The organism is Microbacterium sp. NPDC019599 (assembly GCF_040632175.1).
Classification (GTDB): Bacteria; Actinomycetota; Actinomycetes; order Actinomycetales; family Microbacteriaceae; genus Microbacterium.
Window position 1 is genome coordinate 611647 of the sequence record NZ_JBEYBL010000002.1, and the last position, 18583, is coordinate 630229.

Genomic DNA, 18583 nt, shown 5'->3' on the forward strand with positions numbered 1-18583 from the left:
GGCTGATCTCCGGATCTCTCCGGAGTATCGAAGCGCTTCGCGGAAACGCTTCGACAGGCATGTTACGCACAGCTGACTCGCGAGCGCAACCCTTTCGTGGCCACAACCAACAAATTGATCGCGAACCGGCCGGTAGCGTCGAGGCATGACCTCGGCGACGCGCTTCTCCTGGCAGGGCGCGACGATGGCGGTCGACACGAGGGGCGCCGGCTCGCACACCTTCCTCCTCGTCCACGGGATCGGCATGGGCCGCAGCGTCTTCGCAGACCTCACGCGGCACCTCGTGCCGCACGGCCGCGTCGTCGCGATCGATCTGCCCGGCTACGGCGAGGCCCCCGAACCGCCGCGCACGCTCACGATCGAGCGGAATGCCGACCTCGTCGCCGCCTTCGCGCGCCGGCGTCGCTACCGGGACCTCACCATCGTCGGGCATTCGATGGGCGCGCAGATCGCAGCCGAGGTCGTGGCGCGGCATCCCGATGTCGCACGGCGGATCGTGCTCGTCGGGCCCACCGTCGACCCCCGCGCGCGACGCGCGTCAGCGCAGCTCGGACGCCTCGCGAAGGACATCGCGATCGAGAGCCCGCTCGTGTGGGCGCGCGGCGCGCGCGAGTACGTCCGGGCTGGTCCGAACCTGGGGACGAAGCTCCGCGCGATGCTCGTGCACCGCCTCGAGCGCACTCTCCCCCGCGTTCGCGTGCCGGCACTCGTGCTGCGCGGCGAGGACGACGTCGTGGCCCCGCGGGAGTGGTGCGAGGCGGTCGTCCGCCTGCTTCCGGACGGATCCCTCGCGGAGGTGCCGGGCCACGGTCACGAGACGATGATCCGGGATGCTGCTCCCGCGGCATCCCTCATCGCAGGCTTCGCGGCGTCACACTGAGCGCCCGGCGTCCGTCTCTGACCCCGTCCGGGGCCGCGAGAGGGCACGAATGTGCGCGACACGCCGTTCCGAGTGCACACATTCGCCCTCTCGCTACGGCGTCGGCCGCCCGGGCGTGGGCGGCCGGGCGCCGGGGCGTCAGTGGGTCGGGCGCCGCGGCGTGCGGGGGCGCCCGGCGTGCGGGCGGGTCCTCGGCGTGGGATCACCAGGGCGAGGGGCGTCCTTCGTCGCGGCGGCTGTCGTCGGGGAAGTGCGGCAGTTCGTAGCCGCCGGCGCGGATGCACAGCCAGCGCAGCTGCCCGGCGCTCGCCGGCGAGCAGCGCCACGTCCGCCACACACCCTGGCCCACGCGCACGACCGTGCCGGCCTCGACCTCGACGATGTCGTCGTCGAGGCCCATCTGCCCGTTGCCGCCGAGGAAGACGTACAGCTCCTCGATCCGCTCGTGGACGTGCCAGTAGCCGGCTTCCTCTCCGGGCTCGAGCGCGTTCGCCGTCAGCCCGATGAACTGCATCTCGAGCTCATGGTCGACGACGCGCCGACCGTCTCGCGAGCTCTCGGGGCGGAACCCTCCGTAGTGGTCCCGCCACTCGTCGAGCCCGCCGATGTCCAGCACCTGGTAGTCGCTCACGGCGCCACTGTACCCACGCCGATCGATGGCTCGGCTCATCCGCGCGTTCTCGGCAGTCCGGATGAGCCGATCTCCGCCTTCCGAGCCGGCGGGTTGCGCGCCCTACGCGTCGCCCGTCGTGATCTGACGTGCGAGCTCCATGATCTCGTCGTCGGGCAGGTCGATGGCGGACTGCTCGAAGCGCTGCTTGAGCACCTCGGCGACGCGCTCGGTCGTCTCGGTCGCGGCCAGATCCTGGCGCGTCTGCGCGACGATCCCCGCGATCTTGTCGACCTCGGTCGCGTTGTTCTGCGCCATCGCGGGCAGACGCTGCTCCTGCTCCGGGCCGAGCGCGCCCTCTTTCTGCGCCGCGCTCGCCGTGAGAGTGTCGCGGCCGCCGTCCTGCCCGTAGTGCGAACCCGGCTGCGCCTCGGTCGAGGAGCCCGGGCCCTGAGGCTGGGACGTCCCGCCACCCTGCGCGTCATCGGCGTCCTGCGACGCTCCCGAACCGTCGTCGATGACGCCGATCCCGACGGCCTGGTGGCTGGCCGTGTCGCGTGCGGGCTGCGCGTCGCTCGCGGGTTGCGAGTCGCGCGGGGGCTGCGCGTCGCGCGGTGGCGGCATCGCACCGCCCTCGCCGTCCTCGGCCGCGCCCGACTGGGCCGCCGCAGCCGCGTCCTGCGGCTGTCCCTCCATGCCGGGCCGGCCCGCGCGGGTGTCCTCGCCCTCTCTGGGCGTGTCGGTCGCACCGTCGGCGTCCTCGCGGTCGGGGTAGTTGACCCCCGGCTTCTCGTACTCGTTGCCGGTCGTGGACACGTCAGTCCTCCTCGTCGTCCGGGTCGGCCGCAAGGTCGGGGTCGGCGCCCTGCGTGGGAACGTCGCTCTCGACCGGGTCGGCACCGCGACGGGCACTCCCCGCCGCATTGTCAGCCATCGGGATGTCGGCGGTCCAGCCGTCCGTCACCGAGGCGTCTTCGAGATCGTCCGATAACTCGTCGGTCGCACCGTCGGCCTTCCGACCGTCCTCCCAGCCGCCTGCGGGGTTGGCGTCGATGACGCCCTCCGGCAGGTCTCGATCGTCCTCACGCATGTCGCGCTCCTCTCGACCCTTCCAGCGTCCAGCGCTGCGGGCCGCCGCGTCACGGGCTTGACGCGGGAGGGATCGCCGACTACGCGGAGCGGCGCGTCCGCAGGATGCCGGCGCGGCCGGGGTTGGCCTCGAACCAGTCCGCGACGTACCAGCAGACCGGGAGGACCGATCGGCCGCCTTCAGCCTCGATCTCGGCGACGGCGCGGTCGACGAGCTCGCCCGCGTAGCCGTGCCCGCGGAAGGTCGGAACCGTGTAGGCGCGCGTCAGCGCGACCGTGCGTCCGTCGTCGCGATAGTCCAGCACGCTCACGAGGTCCGACCCCTTGAAGAGGGCGTATCGCGAGGCGTCCGGCTCGTGCTCGAAGGTCAGCTGGGTCACCCCGACAGGCTACGCCGCGGCGGCGACACGAAGGCCGTGCGACGCCGTGAATCAGCAGGGTGCCCAGCCGGTCGGACATCGCCTGCGCGGCGGCTGAGCAATGTGCTGAGGATTCGATCGGGCGGATGCCGGCATCCGTGCGATTTGACACATTCGGACGTACTCCGACATAATCGGGCGCATGACTGACAACGCGCTTTCTCTGTCCGCCTGGGAGGCGAACGGGACTGCCGGCATGATGATGGCCGGCCGCGTTGTCATGTGTTGTCGAATGTGCCGCTGATTCGGTGACCCCCGCCGGACCACGCCGCGGCGCCGGTTCCTGATCTGGAACCCCGCGACGAGTCCCCGAAGCATCGATGCGCCCCACCCCTCGCGCATCCGGATGCCTCGCACACGGCCCTCAGGGCCCGGCCATCGGCCGAACAACGACACGCCACCGGCTCCCGCCGGACTCCCGCAAGGACATCGTCATCATGTCGAACACCGCTCTCCTCGACCGCACCTCCGCTCCCGCCGCTCCCGTCCGCCACCTCCGCGCCGTGACGGCCCCCATCCCGACCGCCGAGCCCGCGCCCGCTGCCGCGGCATCCGCGCCCGCACAGCGCAACCTCCCCCCGGGCACCGCGCCCCGCGGATTCGCCCTCTACGTCGGACTCGACGAGGGCAAGGCCGCAGCGGCCGGCGTCTCGCTCGGCGTCCTCGTCGACGCCCTGCGCCGCACGATCGCCGACCTCGCCCCCAACGCCGAGACGTACGCCACGGTCGCCCTCGCCCCGATCGGGTCGGGAGGACGCGATGTCGACGTCGTGCGCCTCGCGCTGCATGAGCCGTCGGCCATCGCCCGCACGAAGCAGGAGGATGAGGAAGAGGACGACCGCGCTCCCGGCGGCGTCGTCGTCGACATCTCGCGCAAGCGCGTCCTCATCGAGGGCGAGTCCGCCGCCTTCACGTTCAAGGAGTTCGAGCTGCTGCAGTACCTCGTCCTGCGCGAGGGCCGCACGATCGAGCGCACCGAGCTGGTCTCGTCGCTCTGGCAGGGCGCGACCGACGACGAGTCGCCCGGCGAGCGCACGATCGACGTGCACGTCCGCCGCCTGCGCGCCAAGCTCGGCCGCTACGAGGACATCGTCCGCACGGTGCGCGGAGTGGGCTACCGCTTCGACCGCCACGCCGACGTCGTCATCCGCTACGGTCACGGCACCCCGTCGCCCGACCGCTTCTGAGACCCGCCGGACCCGCCTGGTTGAGGCGCCGCCCGTCCCAACGTGAGCGTGTCTCACTACTGGTGACTTGAGCGCCGCCGAAGCGACCACTTCTGAGACACGCCTGGCCTCCGACGCACCGCTGGCCTCGACCCCGCGAGCGTGTCACACTTCCGGTCGGATACAGCCCGCTGAAGCGACCACTTCTGAGACACGACCGACCAGTTCCTGGACACGGCCGACCCCGATCACGGCGCCAGCGGCGACGAGGGACGGCTCAGTGCGTCTGCTGCACCTTCCGGGGGCGCAGGTGGGTCATGCCTCCGTCGACGTCGAGCGCCGTGCCGGTGATGGACCCCGACCGCGGTGACGCGAGGAACGCGATGGCGTCCGCGACCTCCTCGGGCGTCACCATCCGGCCCGTCGCCTGACGCGCGTCGAGCGCGGCACGCTCGGCCACCGGATCGGGGAAGCCCTGCAGCATCCGCTCGACGAAGGCGGTTGCGACCGTCGCGGGGCGCACGCAGTTGACCCGGATGCCGTCCGCGATGTGGTCGGTCGCCATCGCGAACGTCAGCGCCAGGACGGCGCCCTTGCTCGCGCTGTACACGGCACGCTGCGGAAGTCCGTTCAGCGCAGCCACGGACGAGAGGTTCACGACGGACGCGGCATCCGATCGGCGCAGCCACGGCAGCGCGGCCGCCGTCACGCGCGCCATGCTCACGACGTTGATGTCGAGGACCCGCGCCCACTCGTCGTCGTCGGCCTCCTCGACCGTGCCGACGGAGCTCACGCCGACGTTGTTGACGAGGATGTCGATGCCGCCGAGCTCCTCGCCGACGCGCGCGATCGCCTCGTCGACCTGAGCTCGCACGGCGACGTCGCACGCGAAGCCCGAGGCGCCCTCGGGGATCGTATCGACGTTGCGATCCAGCACGGCGACGCGGGCGCCGCGTGCGAGAAGCTCTGTCGCCGTCGCGTAGCCGATGCCCGAGGCGCCCCCCGTCACGACGGCGACGAGCCCGTCCAAGTCGCCGCTCATGCCTGGCCCACCGTCTGGCGCGCGGTGCCCAGCCCGTCGATCTCGAGCTCGACGACATCACCCGCCCGCAGGTACGGATTGCCCTCGATCCCCAGCGCTACGCCGGCCGGCGTCCCCGTGTTGATGAGGTCGCCGGGGCGCAGCACCATGAACTGGCTCAAGTACCAGACGACGTGGGCGACCGAGAAGATCATGGATGCTGTCGTGCCGTCCTGCCGCGAGACCCCGTTGACGCTCAGCCGCAGGCCGAGAGCCTGCGGGTCGGCGACCTCATCGGCCGTGACGAGCCAGGGCCCGAGAGGGTTGAACGTCTCGCAGCTCTTGCCCTTGTCCCACTGCCCGCCGCGCTCGAGCTGGAACTCCCGCTCGCTCACGTCGTGCGAAACGGCGTAGCCGGCGACGCACGCGAGCGCGTCGTCGGGCGACGCGAGGTAGCGCGCCTCCGCGCCGATCACGACGCCGAGCTCGACCTCCCAGTCGGTCTTCTGCGACGCGCGCGGGATGAGGACCTCGTCGAAGGGACCGACGATCGTCGACGGATCCTTCATGAAGACCACGGGCTCGGCGGGAAGCGCGGCGCCCGTCTCCTCCGCGTGGTCGCGGTAGTTCAGGCCGATGCACACGATCTTGCCCGGTGCGGCGATCGGCGCCCCGACCCGCAGGCCGGTCGTGTCCAGCGGCGAGAGGCGTTCTTCCGCCAGCGCGGCGCGGACGCGGTCGAGGCCTCCCCCGGCGAAGAAGGCGGCGTCGATGTCGTCCGCGACGCCGTCGAGGGCGTACACGGCGTCTCCGTCGAGGACGGCGGGGCGCTCCTGGCCCGGTCGTCCGTAGCGGGCGAGCTTCATCAGTCTCTCCGTTCCGCCGGGTGTCCGGCATCCGTTCTCGTGGCGCCGGGCGACGCCGGCAGGTTCGTCGCGTCGGCGGGTGTCCCCGAAGACGCCGTCGTGAAGATCACATGAATCGTTTCGCAACCAGCTGCGCAAGCCGGAAACCGGGCGGAACGGCGACCATTGAGCCGCTGATAGATCAGATGATTTGCGGCGGCCGACCCGCGTCGCGCCCTAGGATGGCGCTCATGGACGAGCACCGCGCGCGGTCGCAGACGGACGTCGTGATCGACGGCGTCCGCGACATGATCCTCGACGGCAGCATCACGGCGGGCTCGCGCCTGCCGGTCGAGAAGGACCTGTGCGAGCAGCTCGGCGTCTCGCGCGGATCCCTCCGCGAGGGCGTGCGGGCGCTCGTGCGGCTCGGCGTGCTGGAGACCCGGCAGGGCGACGGCACGTACGTCACCGACCTCGACGCGGCGACCCTGTTCGGACCGCTGAGCTTCCTGGCCGACCTGCAGACACCCGAAGCGTCGGTGCATCTGCTCACGGTGCGGCGCATCCTCGAGCCCGAGGCGGCGGCCCTGGCTGCGACGAACATCGACGACGACGCCCTCGCTGCGGCGCGCGCCGTGCTCGATCGCGGCGACGCGCTGCTCGCGGAGGGCGACATCGACCTGGAGGCCACGATCGACGTCGATGCCGCGTTCCACGCCGTCGTCGCCCGGGCGAGCGGCAACCCTGCGATCGAGGCGCTCGTGCAGGCGCTCATCGGACGCACGGCGCGGGCGCGGCTCTGGCGCGCGATCCACGAGGCGGGCGCCGTCGAGCGGACGCAGCGCGAGCACCGCGCGATCCTCGCCGCGCTCGAGGACGGCGACGCCTCGAAGGCGCGCATCCGCATGGCCGTCCACGTGCTCGGCGTCGAGGAGTACACGGCGTCGCAGTTCGTGTCCGCCGCTGCGGAGGACTGAGCTCACCCCACCACCTCGAGCGCTCGAGGGTCGAGCAGACCGCGGGCGCCCAGCTCGGCCCAGAACTCCTCGGGGATCGCGGTCTCGTAGCGGGCGACGGCGTCGGTGACGTGGCGGGCCGTGCGCGTGCCGATCGCGATCGAGACGACGGCGGGATGCCGCAGCGGGAAGGCGACGGCCGCGTCCGGGACCGTGATGCCGAACTCGCGGCACACCTCGGCGATCGCCCGGGTCCGCGTGAGCAGCTCCGCGGGGACTTCGCCGTAGTTGTAGTGCGCGTCGGGGCGCACGTCGGCAGAGGCGAGGAGCCCCGAGTTGTAGATCGCCGCAGCCACGACCGAGACACCGTGCTCGAGCGCGGCCGGGAGGAGGTCGTCGAGTGCACCCTGCTCGAGCAGCGTGTACCGCCCGGCGAGCATGACGACGTCGATGTCGGCCTCGCGCGCGAACGTGGCGAGCATCGCCGACTGGTTCATGCCCGCGCCGATCGCCCGGACGAGGCCCTCGTCGCGCAGCTCCGCCATCGCGGGGAGCGCTTCGCGCAGCGCCTCGCCTTCGTGCTCGTCGGGATCGTGGAGGTAGATGATGTCGACGTGGTCGAGGCCGAGGCGCTCGAGGCTCGCCTCGAGCGTGCGGCGGATGCCGTCGCGGCTGAATGCCCACTCGCGCCGCAGCGACGCGGGCACGACGAAACCGCCGTCGTCCATGCGGCCGGCACCCGCGGGATTCGGCACGAGCTCGCGCCCGACCTTGGTCGAGATGACGTACTCGTCCCGCGGCCGGCCTTGCAGCGCGGCACCCAGCCGCTGCTCCGAGAGCCCCAGCCCGTAGTGCGGCGCCGTGTCGAAGTACCGGATGCCGGCATCCCACGCCGCGGCGACGGCATCCGTCGACGCCTCGTCGGTCGTCTCACGGTAGAGATTGCCGAACTGCGCGACGCCGATCCCGAGCTCGGTCGTGGCCAGGCCTTGGCCCCATGTGCGGCTCTGCATCGAACCATCCTTCAGGTCAGCGTAATCATCTGATCAATCCACGTCATTGTGTCATATCCACGGTGGGAATCGCATCCTAGGCGCTGTATCATCGGATGACCGGATCGATCAAGGAGGACTGCGTGCGGGCAGCGGCATACACAGGCGACCGCAAGGTCGAGGTCGTCGAGGCGGAGGCCGTTCCGCCGTCCGCCGGGCAGGTGCAGGTGCGCGTCGCGTACGTGGGACTGTGCGGAACGGACCTGCACGTCGTGCACGGCAGCATGGACGCGCGCGTGACCAAACCCCTCGTCTTCGGTCACGAGATGAGCGGAACGGTCGAGGCCGTCGGCTCAGACGTCGAGGGGTGGGTGCCGGGAGACCGCGTGACCGTCATGCCGCTCGACTGGGACGGGACGTGTCCGGCCTGCCTCGCCGGCAACCAGCACATCTGCCAGCACTTGAACTTCATCGGCATCGACTCCCCCGGCGCCCTGCAGGCGTTGTGGAACGTGCCCGCTGCGACCCTCGTCCGCCTCCCCGCGGACCTCGCCCTCGATGCCGCGGCCCTCGTCGAGCCCGTCGCCGTGGCGGTCCACGACGTGCGCCGGTCGGAGCTGCGGGAAGGCGAGAAGGCCGTCGTGATCGGCGGCGGTCCCATCGGCGTCCTGATCGCGACCGTCGCGCGCCGCTTCGGCGCCGACGTCACGGTCGTCGAGGTCGATCCGGCGCGTCGCGCGCAGGTCGAATCCCTGGGCTTCGCGACGATCGACCCGCGCACGACGGACCAGATCGCGTGGGTCGAGGAATGGACCGGGGGCGCGGGGGCCGACGTCGTCTTCGAGGTGTCGGGCGCTGCCGCCGCCGTCCTCGGCGCGACCGACCTCGCCAAGGCCCGCGGCACGATCGTGGTCGTCGCGATCCACCCGACTCCGCGCGAGGTGAACCTGCAGCGCGTCTTCTGGCGCGAGCTGCGACTCCTCGGCGCCCGCGTGTACCAGCGCACCGACTTCGAGAAGGCCGTCGAGCTCGTCGCGGAAGGCGTCATCCCCACGGAGGCGCTCATCACGGAGATCGTGCCCCTCCAGCGGACGCAGGACGCGATCGGCGAGCTCGAGGCGGGCCGCGCGATGAAGATCCTCGTCGACGTGCAGGAAGGCCAGCCCGTATGACCGCCCCCTCGTTCGACCTGACCGGGAGGCTCGCCGTCGTGACGGGCGCGAGCCGCGGCATCGGCGCGGCCATCGCCGAGGCTCTCGCCGCGAGCGGCGCCGACATCATCGGCGTGAGCACGGCGCCCGCTCCCGGCAGCGCCGTCGAGCGGGCCGTGACGGCGCACGGGCGGTCGTTCTCCGCGCGCGCCGTCGACTTCGCGGATCGCGACGCCGTCGCGGCCCTCGGCGCCGAGCTCGAGCAGCTCCCCGTCGACATCCTGGTCAACAACGCCGGCACGATCGAGCGCGCCCCGGCCGCACAGCATCCGCTCGAGCTCTGGGACCGCGTCATCGACATCAACCTCTCCAGCCAGTTCGTCCTGACGCAGGCCGTCGGACGAGGGATGCTGTCACGCGGCCACGGCAAGGTGATCTTCACGGCGAGCCTCCTGAGCTTCCAGGGCGGCATCAACGTGCCGGGCTACGCCGCCGCGAAGTCGGGCGTCGCGGGTCTTGTGAAGGCCCTCGCGAACGAGTGGGCGGCGCACGGCGTCAACGTCAACGCGATCGCCCCGGGCTACATCGCGACCGACAACACCCAGGCGCTGCGCGACGACCCCGACCGCTCGCGCGCGATCCTGGACCGCATCCCGGCAGGCCGGTGGGGCCGTAGCGATGACATCGCGGGCGCCGCCGTGTTCCTCGCCTCCCCCGCATCGGACTACGTCTCGGGCGTCGTGCTCCCCGTCGACGGCGGCTGGCTGGGCCGGTGAGGGCGCCGACCCTGACCCACGGTCGCTGAGCATGTCGACGCGTCGAACCTGAGCGGTCGGAGGGCTCAGGCCCGACCCCTCGACAAGCTCGGGGACCGTGCTTGCGTGGCGGGTTACGCGCCGCGCTCAAGAGGACCTGTCCCCTTCGGGAGGCGAGATCCGAGGCATCCCTCCTCCGCTCGAGGACAACACCTCCGCAACGGCACGCGCGAAGCGGGCGACCGACCTCAGCCGGCCGGCTGACCCGCCCGCACGCCCGTCTCGGCCGCTGCGCCGGAGGCCAGCAGCTCGTCGATCCGCGCGTCGTCGTACCCGGCGGCGGCGAGGATCTCACGCGTGTGCTCGCCGGTGAGCGGGGCACCGCGCTCGATGCGCGGCGGCGTCTTGGAGAAGCGGTAGGGGAAGCCCGGCGTCTTGATGCGTCCCTCCGTCGGGTGGTCGTACTCGACGAAGGTGCCGTTGTGCACGATCTGCGGGTCGTCGACGAGGTCGGCGTAGTCCAGCACGGGGCCGATCCAGATGCCGGCGGCGCCCAGGATCGAGATCCAGTGCTCCGACGTGTTCTGGCGCAGTCGCGCCGCCGTGCGGGCGTGGATCTCGTCCCGGCGCGTCCAGCCCTCGACCTCGCTGCGCCAGCCCTCGAACGCCGGCTCGCCGATGAGCTCGCCCAGCGTGTGCAGGTCGGCGAAGGCGAGAGCGACATAGCCGTCGCTCGTGCGGAAGACGCCGTACGGCGCGCGGATGAAGACGTGCGCGTGCGGCTCCTGCGAGCGCTGCTGCGCCTTCCCGCCCACCGTGAAGACGGAGAGCTCCTGCATCTGCAGGGTCGTCAGGGCGTCGAGCATGTTGACCGTCACGAGCTGGCCCTCACCCGTCCGCTCGCGGTGCAGCAGCGCCGCGAGGACGCCTTCGAACGCCGTAGAGGCGGTGACAGCATCCGCGAGGTACTGGCCGGCAGGCGTCGGCTCGTCGCCATCGCGGCCCGCCGAGTACATCGCGCCGGACATGGCCTGCAGGAGGAGGTCCTGTCCGGGGCGGTCGCGGTACGGCCCGTCCTCGCCGTAGCCCGACATCGAGACGTAGACGAGGCCCGGGTTGACGGCGCTGAGCGAGGCGTAGTCCACGCCGAGGCGCGCGGCGACGCCGGGTCGGTAGTTCTGGAGGAACACGTCGGCCGTGCGCACGAGGTCCAGGAGCGCGGCCTTGCCCTCGGCGCTCTTGAGGTCGAGCGCGATGGAGCGCTTGTTGCGGTTGAGCGAGAGGAACGAGACGTTGATCTCGTTCCCTTGCGCACCGCCCGCCGCCGCGTGACGCTGCCACTCCCCCGTCGTCGGCTCGACCTTGATGACGTCCGCCCCGAGGTCTCCGAGGCGCTGCGCCGCGAACGGCCCCGCCATCGCGATCGAGCAGTCCAGGACCGTGTACCCCGCCAGGATGCCGTCCGTCATCGTGTCTTCTCCTCCTGTGCCGCGAGCTCGCGGACGTCGACCTCGATGCCGCCGGCAGCGGAGCTGCGCAGCATCCCGTCGATCAGTTCGATGGAGCGCGCCGCGACGCGGGCGTCCGAGTTGTTCTGGATGCTGGTCCCGGCGACCAGGTCGATGAACCGGTTCGGCGGCACGATGCACTCGTACGCGCCCTCACCTGGCGGGATGTCGAGATCCCACGCCTGGCCGTCGTAGCGGTGCAGCGACACGCGCTCGCGCTCGGTGTCGAGGAGCAGGACGCCCTCGCTCCCGAAGACCCGGAGGTCGACCTGGTAGTCGTTGCCGTCGGGGAGGGTCGCGGCGCCCGAGACCGTGCCGAGCGCTCCGTCGTCGAAGCTCACGACGGCCGCGTCGAACAGATCGACGGCCGCGCCCGCGGTCGAGACCTTCGCGGTGACGGTCGCGGCGCGCAGGTCGTCGAAGAGCCAGAAGAGCAGCGCGCTCGAGTGCGTGATCTGTCCGTGGGCGTAGCCGCCGCCGCGCGACGGCGTCTGCCACGTGCGCGGGTCGGGCCCGCTCGTCTGCGAATCCCACAGCCGGCGGATGTGATTCGTGTCGCCCGCGAACAGGCCGCGCGTCGGCGATGCCATGTGGCACAGGACGTACTGCACGTCGCCGACGTGTCCTTCGTCGACGAGCCGCTTCGCCTCGAGCGTGAAGGGCTTGTAGTTCCAGCCGTACGGCGCGAGGAAGTGCACGCCCGCCTCGCGCACGCGGCGCTCGAGGTCCCAGCCCTGCCAGGCCTCGAGAGTCACGGGCTTCTCGACGAGGACGTGCAGCCCGCGCTCGACGGCAGCGACGGCCTGCGGGTAGTGCAGGTCGTGCGGCGTCGTGATCACGACGGCGTCGAGATCCTGCGCGAGCAGCTCGTCGTAGTCGGTCGTCGCGAAGCCGAAGCCGAACTGCTCGCGCACCGCCTCGAGTTCGGGGCCGATGCCGCACACGCCGACGAGCTCGACGTCGTCGCGCGCCGCGAGGATCGGGAAATGGTTGCTCGTGGCCCACCAGCCGGCGCCGACTGCGCCCACCCGCACGGTCATCGCACGAGCTCCCAGCGCCGCCGACCGTCCTCGGCTCGGGTCGAGACGACCTCGCCGCGGGCCTCGAGCCGCTCGAGGTTGCCGGTCACTGGGAACACGGAGTAGTCCAGCGCCTCAGCCGGCCAGGGTCCGAGGCGCTCGCCCGCAGCGCGGATGATCTCGAGGGTCGTCAGCGGCTCGGGGCTCGACGCGAGCACGGAGCGCGCGACGTCGTCGATGAGCGCCACGTACTCCTCGGACTCCGCGAGGAACCCTTCGACCCCAGCGTCCTGGTAGACGGGATAGTGCGCCGTGAGGAAGAGGTCGGCATCGAACTCGCGGAAGCGGCGGATGCTGTCCAGATACGGCTCGACATCCCGATACGTCGGCGGGAACGCCGCGCGGCCGTCGGCGAACAGCACCGACCGGCCGAGCGTCGCGTCGCCGATCAGGAGCGCGCGGTTCGCCGGGTCGTGGACCGCGACATGCCCCGGGCTGTGCCCCGGCACGTGCAGCACCGTGACGCTCCGGCCGCCGAGATCGAACTCCTCGCCGCCGCGGAGCACGCCGTCGAGCGGGACGAGGTCGCTCACCGAGCGCAGGTACGCCGTCGTTTCGGCGGGGTCGTCGAAGCCGTCGCTGTCGCGGAACTCGCCGTAGCGCTCGTCGATGAGCCGCTGGATGTCCTCGACGAGAGGCTGGTCCTCCACGTGGGCGAGGAGCCGGACGGTCGGGATCGCGGCCTTCAGGGCGCCGTTGCCGCCCGTGTGGTCGAAGTCGCAGTGCGTGTCGATCGCCCAGCGGACCTTGTCACGCGGGATGCCATGCTCGTCGAGATAGGGCAGCAGGCTCTCGGTGATGCTCTCGCGGATGCCGGTGTCCACGAGGAGTGCGGCATCCGTCCCCTCCAGCAGGTAGAGGGCGACGAAGCGCTCGCCGAGCGGGGCCTGGATGCGGTGCAGTCCGGGTCTGATCTCCATCGGACGCCCCTACCGCTCGACGCCGTCGAGGACGAGCCGCAGCCCCGCGCGCGCGGGCCGCATGTGCGGCCCGGCCGGGTCGCGCCAGCCGTCGGACGCGGCGGCGTCCTGAATCGCCGCTTCGTCGACCCGGATGCCGCTCCCCGGCTCGTCCGAGAGCACGATGCCGCCGTCGGCGAACTCGTGGTCGACGGCGAGACCTACCGCGAAGCGGAGGTCCTGCACCTCGGTCGTGAGGTGATTCGGCACGGCGGCCATCGCGTGCGCGACGGCGGGGTTGGCGCCGTAGCCCACTGCGCTGATCGGCAGATCGCGCGCCGCGGCCGCGTGCGCGAGCCGCAGGATGTGCGTGACGCCCCAGATCGCGCCGGCCTGCACGATATCGGGGGCTCCCGCATCGAAGAGCGGACGGAACTGCTCGACGCCCGTGAGGTTCTCGCCGGTCGCGACCGCCGCGCGGATGCCGTCGCTCAGCCGCGCGTGACCCGCGCCGTCCCAGCGCCGGAGCGGCTCCTCGACCCACAGCAGGTCGTGGGCCTCCTCGATCGCGCACACGTAGCGGACGGCCTGCTTGACCTGCCACGACTCGTTCGCGTCGAGCATGAGGCCGGGGCGGGTCGTGTTGCCGGCGAGCACGTCGCGGATGATGCCGAGGCGCCGGATGTCGGCATCGATGTCGAGGCCGCCCTTGAGCTTGCCTGCGACGTAGCCTCGCTCTGCGAACGCGCCGTAGAAGCGCGCGAGCTCGTCATCGGTCAGCGCGATGTCCAGGCCCGACGCGTAGGCCGGGACGAACCGGTCGCCCCCGCCGAGCAGCCGCCACAGCGGCTCGCCCGCGAGCTTGGCCTTGATGTCCCACAGGGCGGCGTCGAAGGTCGCGACGCCTCCGTAGGTCGCTCCGGCGTGGCTCGACTTGAACACCTGCGCGAGCATGCGGTCGAACAGGTAGGAGACCGACCGCGGATCCTGCCCCACGATCGCGGGGAAGAGACGGTCGAGGTCGGCGTGCGACCCGATACCGACGCCCTCGACGCCCTCGTCCGTCTCGACGATCACGAGCGGAACCGTCGTGATGGCATGCGGGACGTGCCCGTTGGCGTCGCCGATGGCGCGGCCCCAGTCATGGTGCGCAGTGAGGGTGCGGTAGCCCGTGATCTTCATGTCGTCCTCGATATGTCACGTTTCGAAGGAGAATACATCATACGAGTGATGAATATAAGGTCCATCTTCGCTAGACTTCCCGCATGAGCGACCTCGAGACGGAAAGCCGCGTCTTCGGCGGCACGGCGCGGCGCACCGCGCCGTCGCGACTGGGGGTCGTCGTCGTGCACGATCTCGTCGCGGCGATCGTGACCGGCGAAGTGCGGCCGGGCGATCTCCTGCCGACCGAGGCCGAGCTCTGCGAGCACTTCGGCGTGAGCCGCACCGTTATCCGCGAGTCCGTCAAACGGATCGAGGAGAAGGGCATGGTCAAGGTCACGCAGGGCCGCGGGACGGTCGTGACCGACGAGCGGCACTGGAACATCCTCGACCACGTCGTCCTGTCGGCCCTCATCGAGAACGATGCGACGCTGGGCGTCCTCGACGAGGTCGCGTCGATCCGCGCCGAGCTCGAGTCCGTGATGGCGCGGGATGCCGCGGCGAAACGCACCGATCCGCAGGTCGTGCTGCTGCGCGACGCGCTGGACCGCATGCGGGACACGATCGACGACTCCGAGCGCTTCGGAGACCAGGACATCGCCTTCCACGGCGTCGTCATGGCGATGTCCGAGCACATCATCGCGCGCGGCATCGCGCGCCGTCTCGTCGACGAGGCGCGGCAGAACTCGGCGCGCTTCCGCACGACCCCGGGCCCCGACGCCCACCGGCTCACGATCGAGGAGCACGACCGCATCCTCCGGGCCATCGAAGCCGGCGACGCTGCGGCGGCAGCCGACGCGATGCGCGACCACATCAACCGCGCGTGGGACCGGCGCCGCTCGAAGTAGCACGCGCCCGCCTCTCTGAAACCCCCGCCATGACAGCGCTGTCAATCGCATTCAAACCGGTTGACGTCACACCTAATACATAGTACATTTCGAGTCACCTGCACGATGTCCCTGCCCGAGGGCGGATGCATCACAATCGACGATGAGAGGTAACGCAATGAAGCGGACAATCGCAGCGGCGGCCGTCGGGGCCACCGCCGCACTGGTGCTCACGGGCTGCGGCGGCGCCGCGACCACGACGCCCACCGAGGGCGGGAGCGACGGCGGCAAGCTCACGGTCTGGAACTGGGGCAGCGCCGACGACGCGGCCAAGGCCTACGAGGCCGACGTCCTGGCGGCCTTCAAGGAGGTCCACCCGGATGTCGAAGTCGAGATCGTCTCGCAGCCGTTCGACCAGTACTACACGCTGCTCGGCAGCGCGATCGAGGCCGGCACCGGTCCGGACCTGGCCCTCTTCAACGGCGGCACGCAGCTGAAGTCGCGCGCCGACCAGCTCATCCCCGTCACCGACGAGCTCGCCGACCTCGAGGACACCCTCGCCGGCTGGCCCGCCTTCCAGACCGGCGGCGAGACCTACTCGGCGCCGATGTTCCTGCAGGGCTTCCCGATCTACTACAACAAGGCGATCTTCGAAGCGGCCGGCCTCGACCCCGAGAACCCGCCCACGACGTGGGACGACCTCTCGGCCGCATGCGACGCGGTCCTCGCGAGCACCGACAAGTCCTGCTTCGCGCTCGGCAACAAGGAGGGCCTCGGCATCGAGTTCTTCCTGTCCGGGTTCGCCTCGGGCCTGTTCACCCCCGAGGAGTACGACTCCTGGATCGACGGCACGCGCGACTGGGAGAGCGAGCACGCCAAGCAGGCGCTCCAGCTCTGGGCCGACACCTCGGCGGACGGCTGGTACAACGACGGCGCCAACTCGACCGCCATGTTCAACGACTCGTTCGACCTCTTCTCGGGCGGCGAGGCTGCGATGGTCATCGGCCTGACGAGCGGCATCGCGCACTGGAAGCAGTTCGACGAGTTCCTCGGCGAGGACCTCGGCTTCATGATGCCCGTGACGGTCAACGACGGCACGACGCTCGCGCTCCCCGTCGAGGGCGGCATCGGCTACGGCATCCTCAACGAGGACAAGAAGGACCTCGGCGTCGACTGGATCAAGGCGACCGTCGACCACGACGCCCTCGCGGCCTACTCGGTCGCCGGTGGCCAGATCACGTCCGACACGACGATCGAGCTCGACACCGACATCCAGTCCGCTCAGGACATCGTCGCCGAGCTGCCCGGTTCCAAGCCCCTCCTCCACACGGCACTGTCCGGTGAGACGCTCGACCTGCTGCACCGCCTCGGCCAGCAGCTGCTCATCGGAGAAGTGACCGTCGACGACGCCGCGAGCCAGCTGGCGGCCAGCGAAGGCTGACATGTCTGTAGACACCACCACGACCCGGAGCCTGGTCCTCAAAGACCGGGCTCCGGGCCGGGGCCGGGCCACCCCGGTCCCCCGCCGCAAGCGCCCGTGGAACTCGGAGCGGATCGCTCCCTACCTCCTGGTCGCGCCGGTCCTCATCATCCTGCTCGTCTTCCGCATCTACCCCCTGCTCCTGGGCATCAACTTCTCGTTCACGGGAGACCGCGAGCTCAACGGCGTCTTCATCGGCCTGGACAACTACGTCACGCTCCTCGGCGACGAGCGCTTCCAGGCTTCGGCCCGCAACGTCCTGGTCGTCCTGCTGTTCGTCCCGATCGAGGTCTTCGTCGCCGGCATCCTCGCGACGTTCATCTTCCTCAAGGTCCCGGGACACCGGTTCTACCGCAGCGTGTACTTCCTGCCGGTCGTGCTGTCGCCCATCATCATCGGCGCGATCTTCAACATCGTCCTCGGGGCGAACGGGCCCCTCAACGGCATCGCGGGCTCGATCGGCCTGCCGACGGTCGACTGGCTCGGGCAGACCTTCACGGCCCTGCCGAGCGTGCTCGCGGTCCACATCTGGGCGACCTTCGGGATGGCCATGGTCATCTTCCTCGCGGGCCTGTCGACCCTCGACACCGAGCTCCTGGACGCCGCGAAGATCGACGGCGCCAACATCCGCCAGACGATCGTGCACGTCATCATCCCCGGACTCTCGCAGACGATCGTGTTCGTCTTCGTCACGACGACGATCGGCATGCTCACCGGGCTGTTCGGACTCCTCTACACGATGACGGCGGGCGGCCCGGGTGCCGCCTCGTACCTGCCGGAGTTCCTCATCTGGAAGCTCAACGGCGAAGCGCGGCCCGCACTCGCGTCGGCGGCATCCGTCTTCCTCCTGCTGATCGTCCTGGTGATCGGCCTCGTCCAGATCCGCGTGCTGCGCCGCGCGACGAAGGAGGCATGATGCGCAAGGAGAAGGCCGGCCTCTGGCTCATCGCGATCCCGATGATGGTGCTCGCCATCGCGACGATCTACCCGATGGTCTACGCCGTCAACATCGCGCTCAAGACCCGCCGCGAGTACGTGCTCGACCGCCTCGGCCCCACGTCGGAGTTCAACATCCAGAACTTCTTCGACGCGTGGGTGCAGGCCGACATGGGCCGGTACTACATCAACTCGATCATCGTGACCGTCATCTCGGTCGCGCTGATCCTGGTGCTCGCCTCGATGGCGGGCTACTCGCTGAGCCACCTCACCTTCCGCGGGAGCCGCGTCGCATTCCTCATGATCCTCGCGACGATGATGGTGCCCTTCCAGGTCATCATGGTCCCGATCATCAAGGTGCTCAGCGACATGGGCCTGCTCGACTCGTACGCGGGCCTCATCATCGCGTACGTCTCGCAGTTCCTGCCGTTCACGGTGTTCTTCATGACGGCGTACTACTCCGGCATCCCGAAGGAGATCACCGAGGCGGCGCGCGTCGACGGAAACGGCCTGTTCGGGGTCTGGGCGCGCATCATGCTGCCGATCGGGCGACCCGCCCTGCTGTCGATGGGCATCCTCAACGCCCTCTTCTGCTGGAACGACATCCTCATCGCGCTGCTCATCATGCAATCGCCCTCCAACCGCACCGTCATGGTCGGCGTCAGCGCCCTGCGCGGGCAGTACCCCGACAACGTCCCGACGTACCTCGCGGGTGTGCTGCTCGTGGTGCTGCCGCTCGTGATCGTGTACATCATCTTCCAGCGCCAGATCACCGCCGGTGTCACGGCGGGCGCGACGAAGGGATAGCC

General features: G+C 70.6%; 20 protein-coding genes. 9 read left to right on the top strand and 11 right to left on the bottom strand.

Features of this window, described 5'->3' with window-relative positions; all coding sequences use genetic code 11:
* The first annotated feature begins 145 nt into the window (after positions 1 to 145).
* On the top strand, positions 146 to 880 hold the full coding sequence (locus ABZ477_RS06300; protein WP_360129524.1) for an alpha/beta hydrolase: 735 nt from the start codon (positions 146 to 148) through the stop codon (positions 878 to 880).
* A 202-nt stretch (positions 881 to 1082) separates the two neighbouring features.
* Here the strand turns inward: ABZ477_RS06300 and ABZ477_RS06305 are convergent, their stop codons facing one another.
* The 4 genes from ABZ477_RS06305 to ABZ477_RS06320 form a co-directional block, all read right to left on the bottom strand.
* Positions 1083 to 1511, bottom strand: a complete 429-nt coding sequence (locus ABZ477_RS06305) for a cupin domain-containing protein (RefSeq protein ID WP_360129527.1) — start codon at positions 1509 to 1511, stop codon at positions 1083 to 1085.
* A gap of 102 nt (positions 1512 to 1613) precedes the next feature.
* Positions 1614 to 2306 carry a hypothetical protein gene (locus ABZ477_RS06310; protein WP_360129530.1) on the bottom strand — a complete coding sequence of 231 codons (693 nt, stop codon included), beginning with the start codon at positions 2304 to 2306 and terminating at the stop codon, positions 1614 to 1616.
* Position 2307: 1 nt separating this feature from the next.
* A complete protein-coding gene (locus ABZ477_RS06315; protein ID WP_360129533.1) occupies positions 2308 to 2580 on the bottom strand; it encodes a hypothetical protein in 273 nt (90 codons plus the stop codon).
* A 79-nt stretch (positions 2581 to 2659) separates the two neighbouring features.
* Entirely contained in the window at positions 2660 to 2959 is a 300-nt protein-coding gene (locus ABZ477_RS06320) for a GNAT family N-acetyltransferase (RefSeq protein ID WP_360129536.1), read from the bottom strand.
* Positions 2960 to 3435: 476 nt separating this feature from the next.
* Between ABZ477_RS06320 and ABZ477_RS06325 the strand changes: the two genes are divergently transcribed.
* Complete coding sequence (locus ABZ477_RS06325; protein WP_360129539.1) at positions 3436 to 4185, top strand: winged helix-turn-helix domain-containing protein; 750 nt, start codon at positions 3436 to 3438, stop codon at positions 4183 to 4185.
* Positions 4186 to 4441: 256 nt separating this feature from the next.
* On the opposite strand, the gene ABZ477_RS06330 is transcribed toward ABZ477_RS06325, so the two are convergent.
* Positions 4442 to 5206 (bottom strand): SDR family oxidoreductase, encoded by a 765-nt coding sequence (locus tag ABZ477_RS06330; RefSeq protein WP_360129542.1) that lies wholly within the window; start codon positions 5204 to 5206, stop codon positions 4442 to 4444.
* Entirely contained in the window at positions 5203 to 6051 is an 849-nt protein-coding gene (locus tag ABZ477_RS06335) for a fumarylacetoacetate hydrolase family protein (protein WP_360129545.1), read from the bottom strand. The genes ABZ477_RS06330 and ABZ477_RS06335 overlap by 4 nt, the downstream gene beginning before the upstream one ends.
* Before the next feature lie 230 nt (positions 6052 to 6281).
* On the opposite strand from ABZ477_RS06335, the gene ABZ477_RS06340 reads away from it, so the two are divergent.
* Positions 6282 to 7007, top strand: coding sequence for an FCD domain-containing protein (locus tag ABZ477_RS06340; RefSeq protein ID WP_360129548.1), 726 nt, complete (start codon positions 6282 to 6284; stop codon positions 7005 to 7007).
* Between the two features lie 2 nt (positions 7008 to 7009).
* Here ABZ477_RS06340 and ABZ477_RS06345 read toward each other — a convergent pair whose 3' ends face one another.
* Positions 7010 to 7999 (bottom strand): aldo/keto reductase, encoded by a 990-nt coding sequence (locus tag ABZ477_RS06345; protein ID WP_360129551.1) that lies wholly within the window; start codon positions 7997 to 7999, stop codon positions 7010 to 7012.
* Between the two features lie 95 nt (positions 8000 to 8094).
* Between ABZ477_RS06345 and ABZ477_RS06350 the strand changes: the two genes are divergently transcribed.
* Positions 8095 to 9150 (top strand): alcohol dehydrogenase catalytic domain-containing protein, encoded by a 1056-nt coding sequence (locus ABZ477_RS06350; RefSeq protein WP_360129554.1) that lies wholly within the window; start codon positions 8095 to 8097, stop codon positions 9148 to 9150.
* Positions 9147 to 9905 (top strand): SDR family oxidoreductase, encoded by a 759-nt coding sequence (locus tag ABZ477_RS06355; RefSeq protein ID WP_360129557.1) that lies wholly within the window; start codon positions 9147 to 9149, stop codon positions 9903 to 9905. Before ABZ477_RS06350 ends, ABZ477_RS06355 begins: the two co-directional genes overlap by 4 nt.
* Before the next feature lie 227 nt (positions 9906 to 10132).
* Here the strand turns inward: ABZ477_RS06355 and ABZ477_RS06360 are convergent, their stop codons facing one another.
* Genes ABZ477_RS06360 through ABZ477_RS06375 form a run of 4 tightly spaced genes read right to left on the bottom strand, consistent with a single transcriptional unit; the run spans position 10133 to position 14552 of the window.
* Positions 10133 to 11353 (bottom strand): CoA transferase, encoded by a 1221-nt coding sequence (locus ABZ477_RS06360; protein ID WP_360129560.1) that lies wholly within the window; start codon positions 11351 to 11353, stop codon positions 10133 to 10135.
* Positions 11350 to 12432: a Gfo/Idh/MocA family oxidoreductase gene (locus tag ABZ477_RS06365; RefSeq protein WP_360129563.1), complete on the bottom strand. Its 1083-nt coding sequence runs from the start codon at positions 12430 to 12432 to the stop codon at positions 11350 to 11352. Before ABZ477_RS06365 ends, ABZ477_RS06360 begins: the two co-directional genes overlap by 4 nt.
* A complete protein-coding gene (locus ABZ477_RS06370) occupies positions 12429 to 13391 on the bottom strand; it encodes an MBL fold metallo-hydrolase (protein ID WP_360129566.1) in 963 nt (320 codons plus the stop codon). The genes ABZ477_RS06365 and ABZ477_RS06370 overlap by 4 nt, the downstream gene beginning before the upstream one ends.
* Before the next feature lie 9 nt (positions 13392 to 13400).
* Entirely contained in the window at positions 13401 to 14552 is a 1152-nt protein-coding gene (locus ABZ477_RS06375; protein ID WP_360129569.1) for a mandelate racemase/muconate lactonizing enzyme family protein, read from the bottom strand.
* 83 nt (positions 14553 to 14635) lie between these two features.
* On the opposite strand from ABZ477_RS06375, the gene ABZ477_RS06380 reads away from it, so the two are divergent.
* The 4 genes from ABZ477_RS06380 to ABZ477_RS06395 all read left to right on the top strand — a co-directional run bounded on the left by ABZ477_RS06380 (position 14636) and on the right by ABZ477_RS06395 (position 18581).
* Entirely contained in the window at positions 14636 to 15379 is a 744-nt protein-coding gene (locus ABZ477_RS06380) for an FCD domain-containing protein (protein WP_360129571.1), read from the top strand.
* Positions 15380 to 15536: 157 nt separating this feature from the next.
* Positions 15537 to 16799 carry an extracellular solute-binding protein gene (locus ABZ477_RS06385; RefSeq protein WP_360129574.1) on the top strand — a complete coding sequence of 421 codons (1263 nt, stop codon included), beginning with the start codon at positions 15537 to 15539 and terminating at the stop codon, positions 16797 to 16799.
* A gap of 1 nt (position 16800) precedes the next feature.
* A complete protein-coding gene (locus tag ABZ477_RS06390) occupies positions 16801 to 17754 on the top strand; it encodes a sugar ABC transporter permease (protein WP_360129577.1) in 954 nt (317 codons plus the stop codon).
* Positions 17754 to 18581 carry a carbohydrate ABC transporter permease gene (locus ABZ477_RS06395; protein WP_360129580.1) on the top strand — a complete coding sequence of 276 codons (828 nt, stop codon included), beginning with the start codon at positions 17754 to 17756 and terminating at the stop codon, positions 18579 to 18581. The genes ABZ477_RS06390 and ABZ477_RS06395 overlap by 1 nt, the downstream gene beginning before the upstream one ends.
* Positions 18582 to 18583 lie beyond the last annotated feature (2 nt).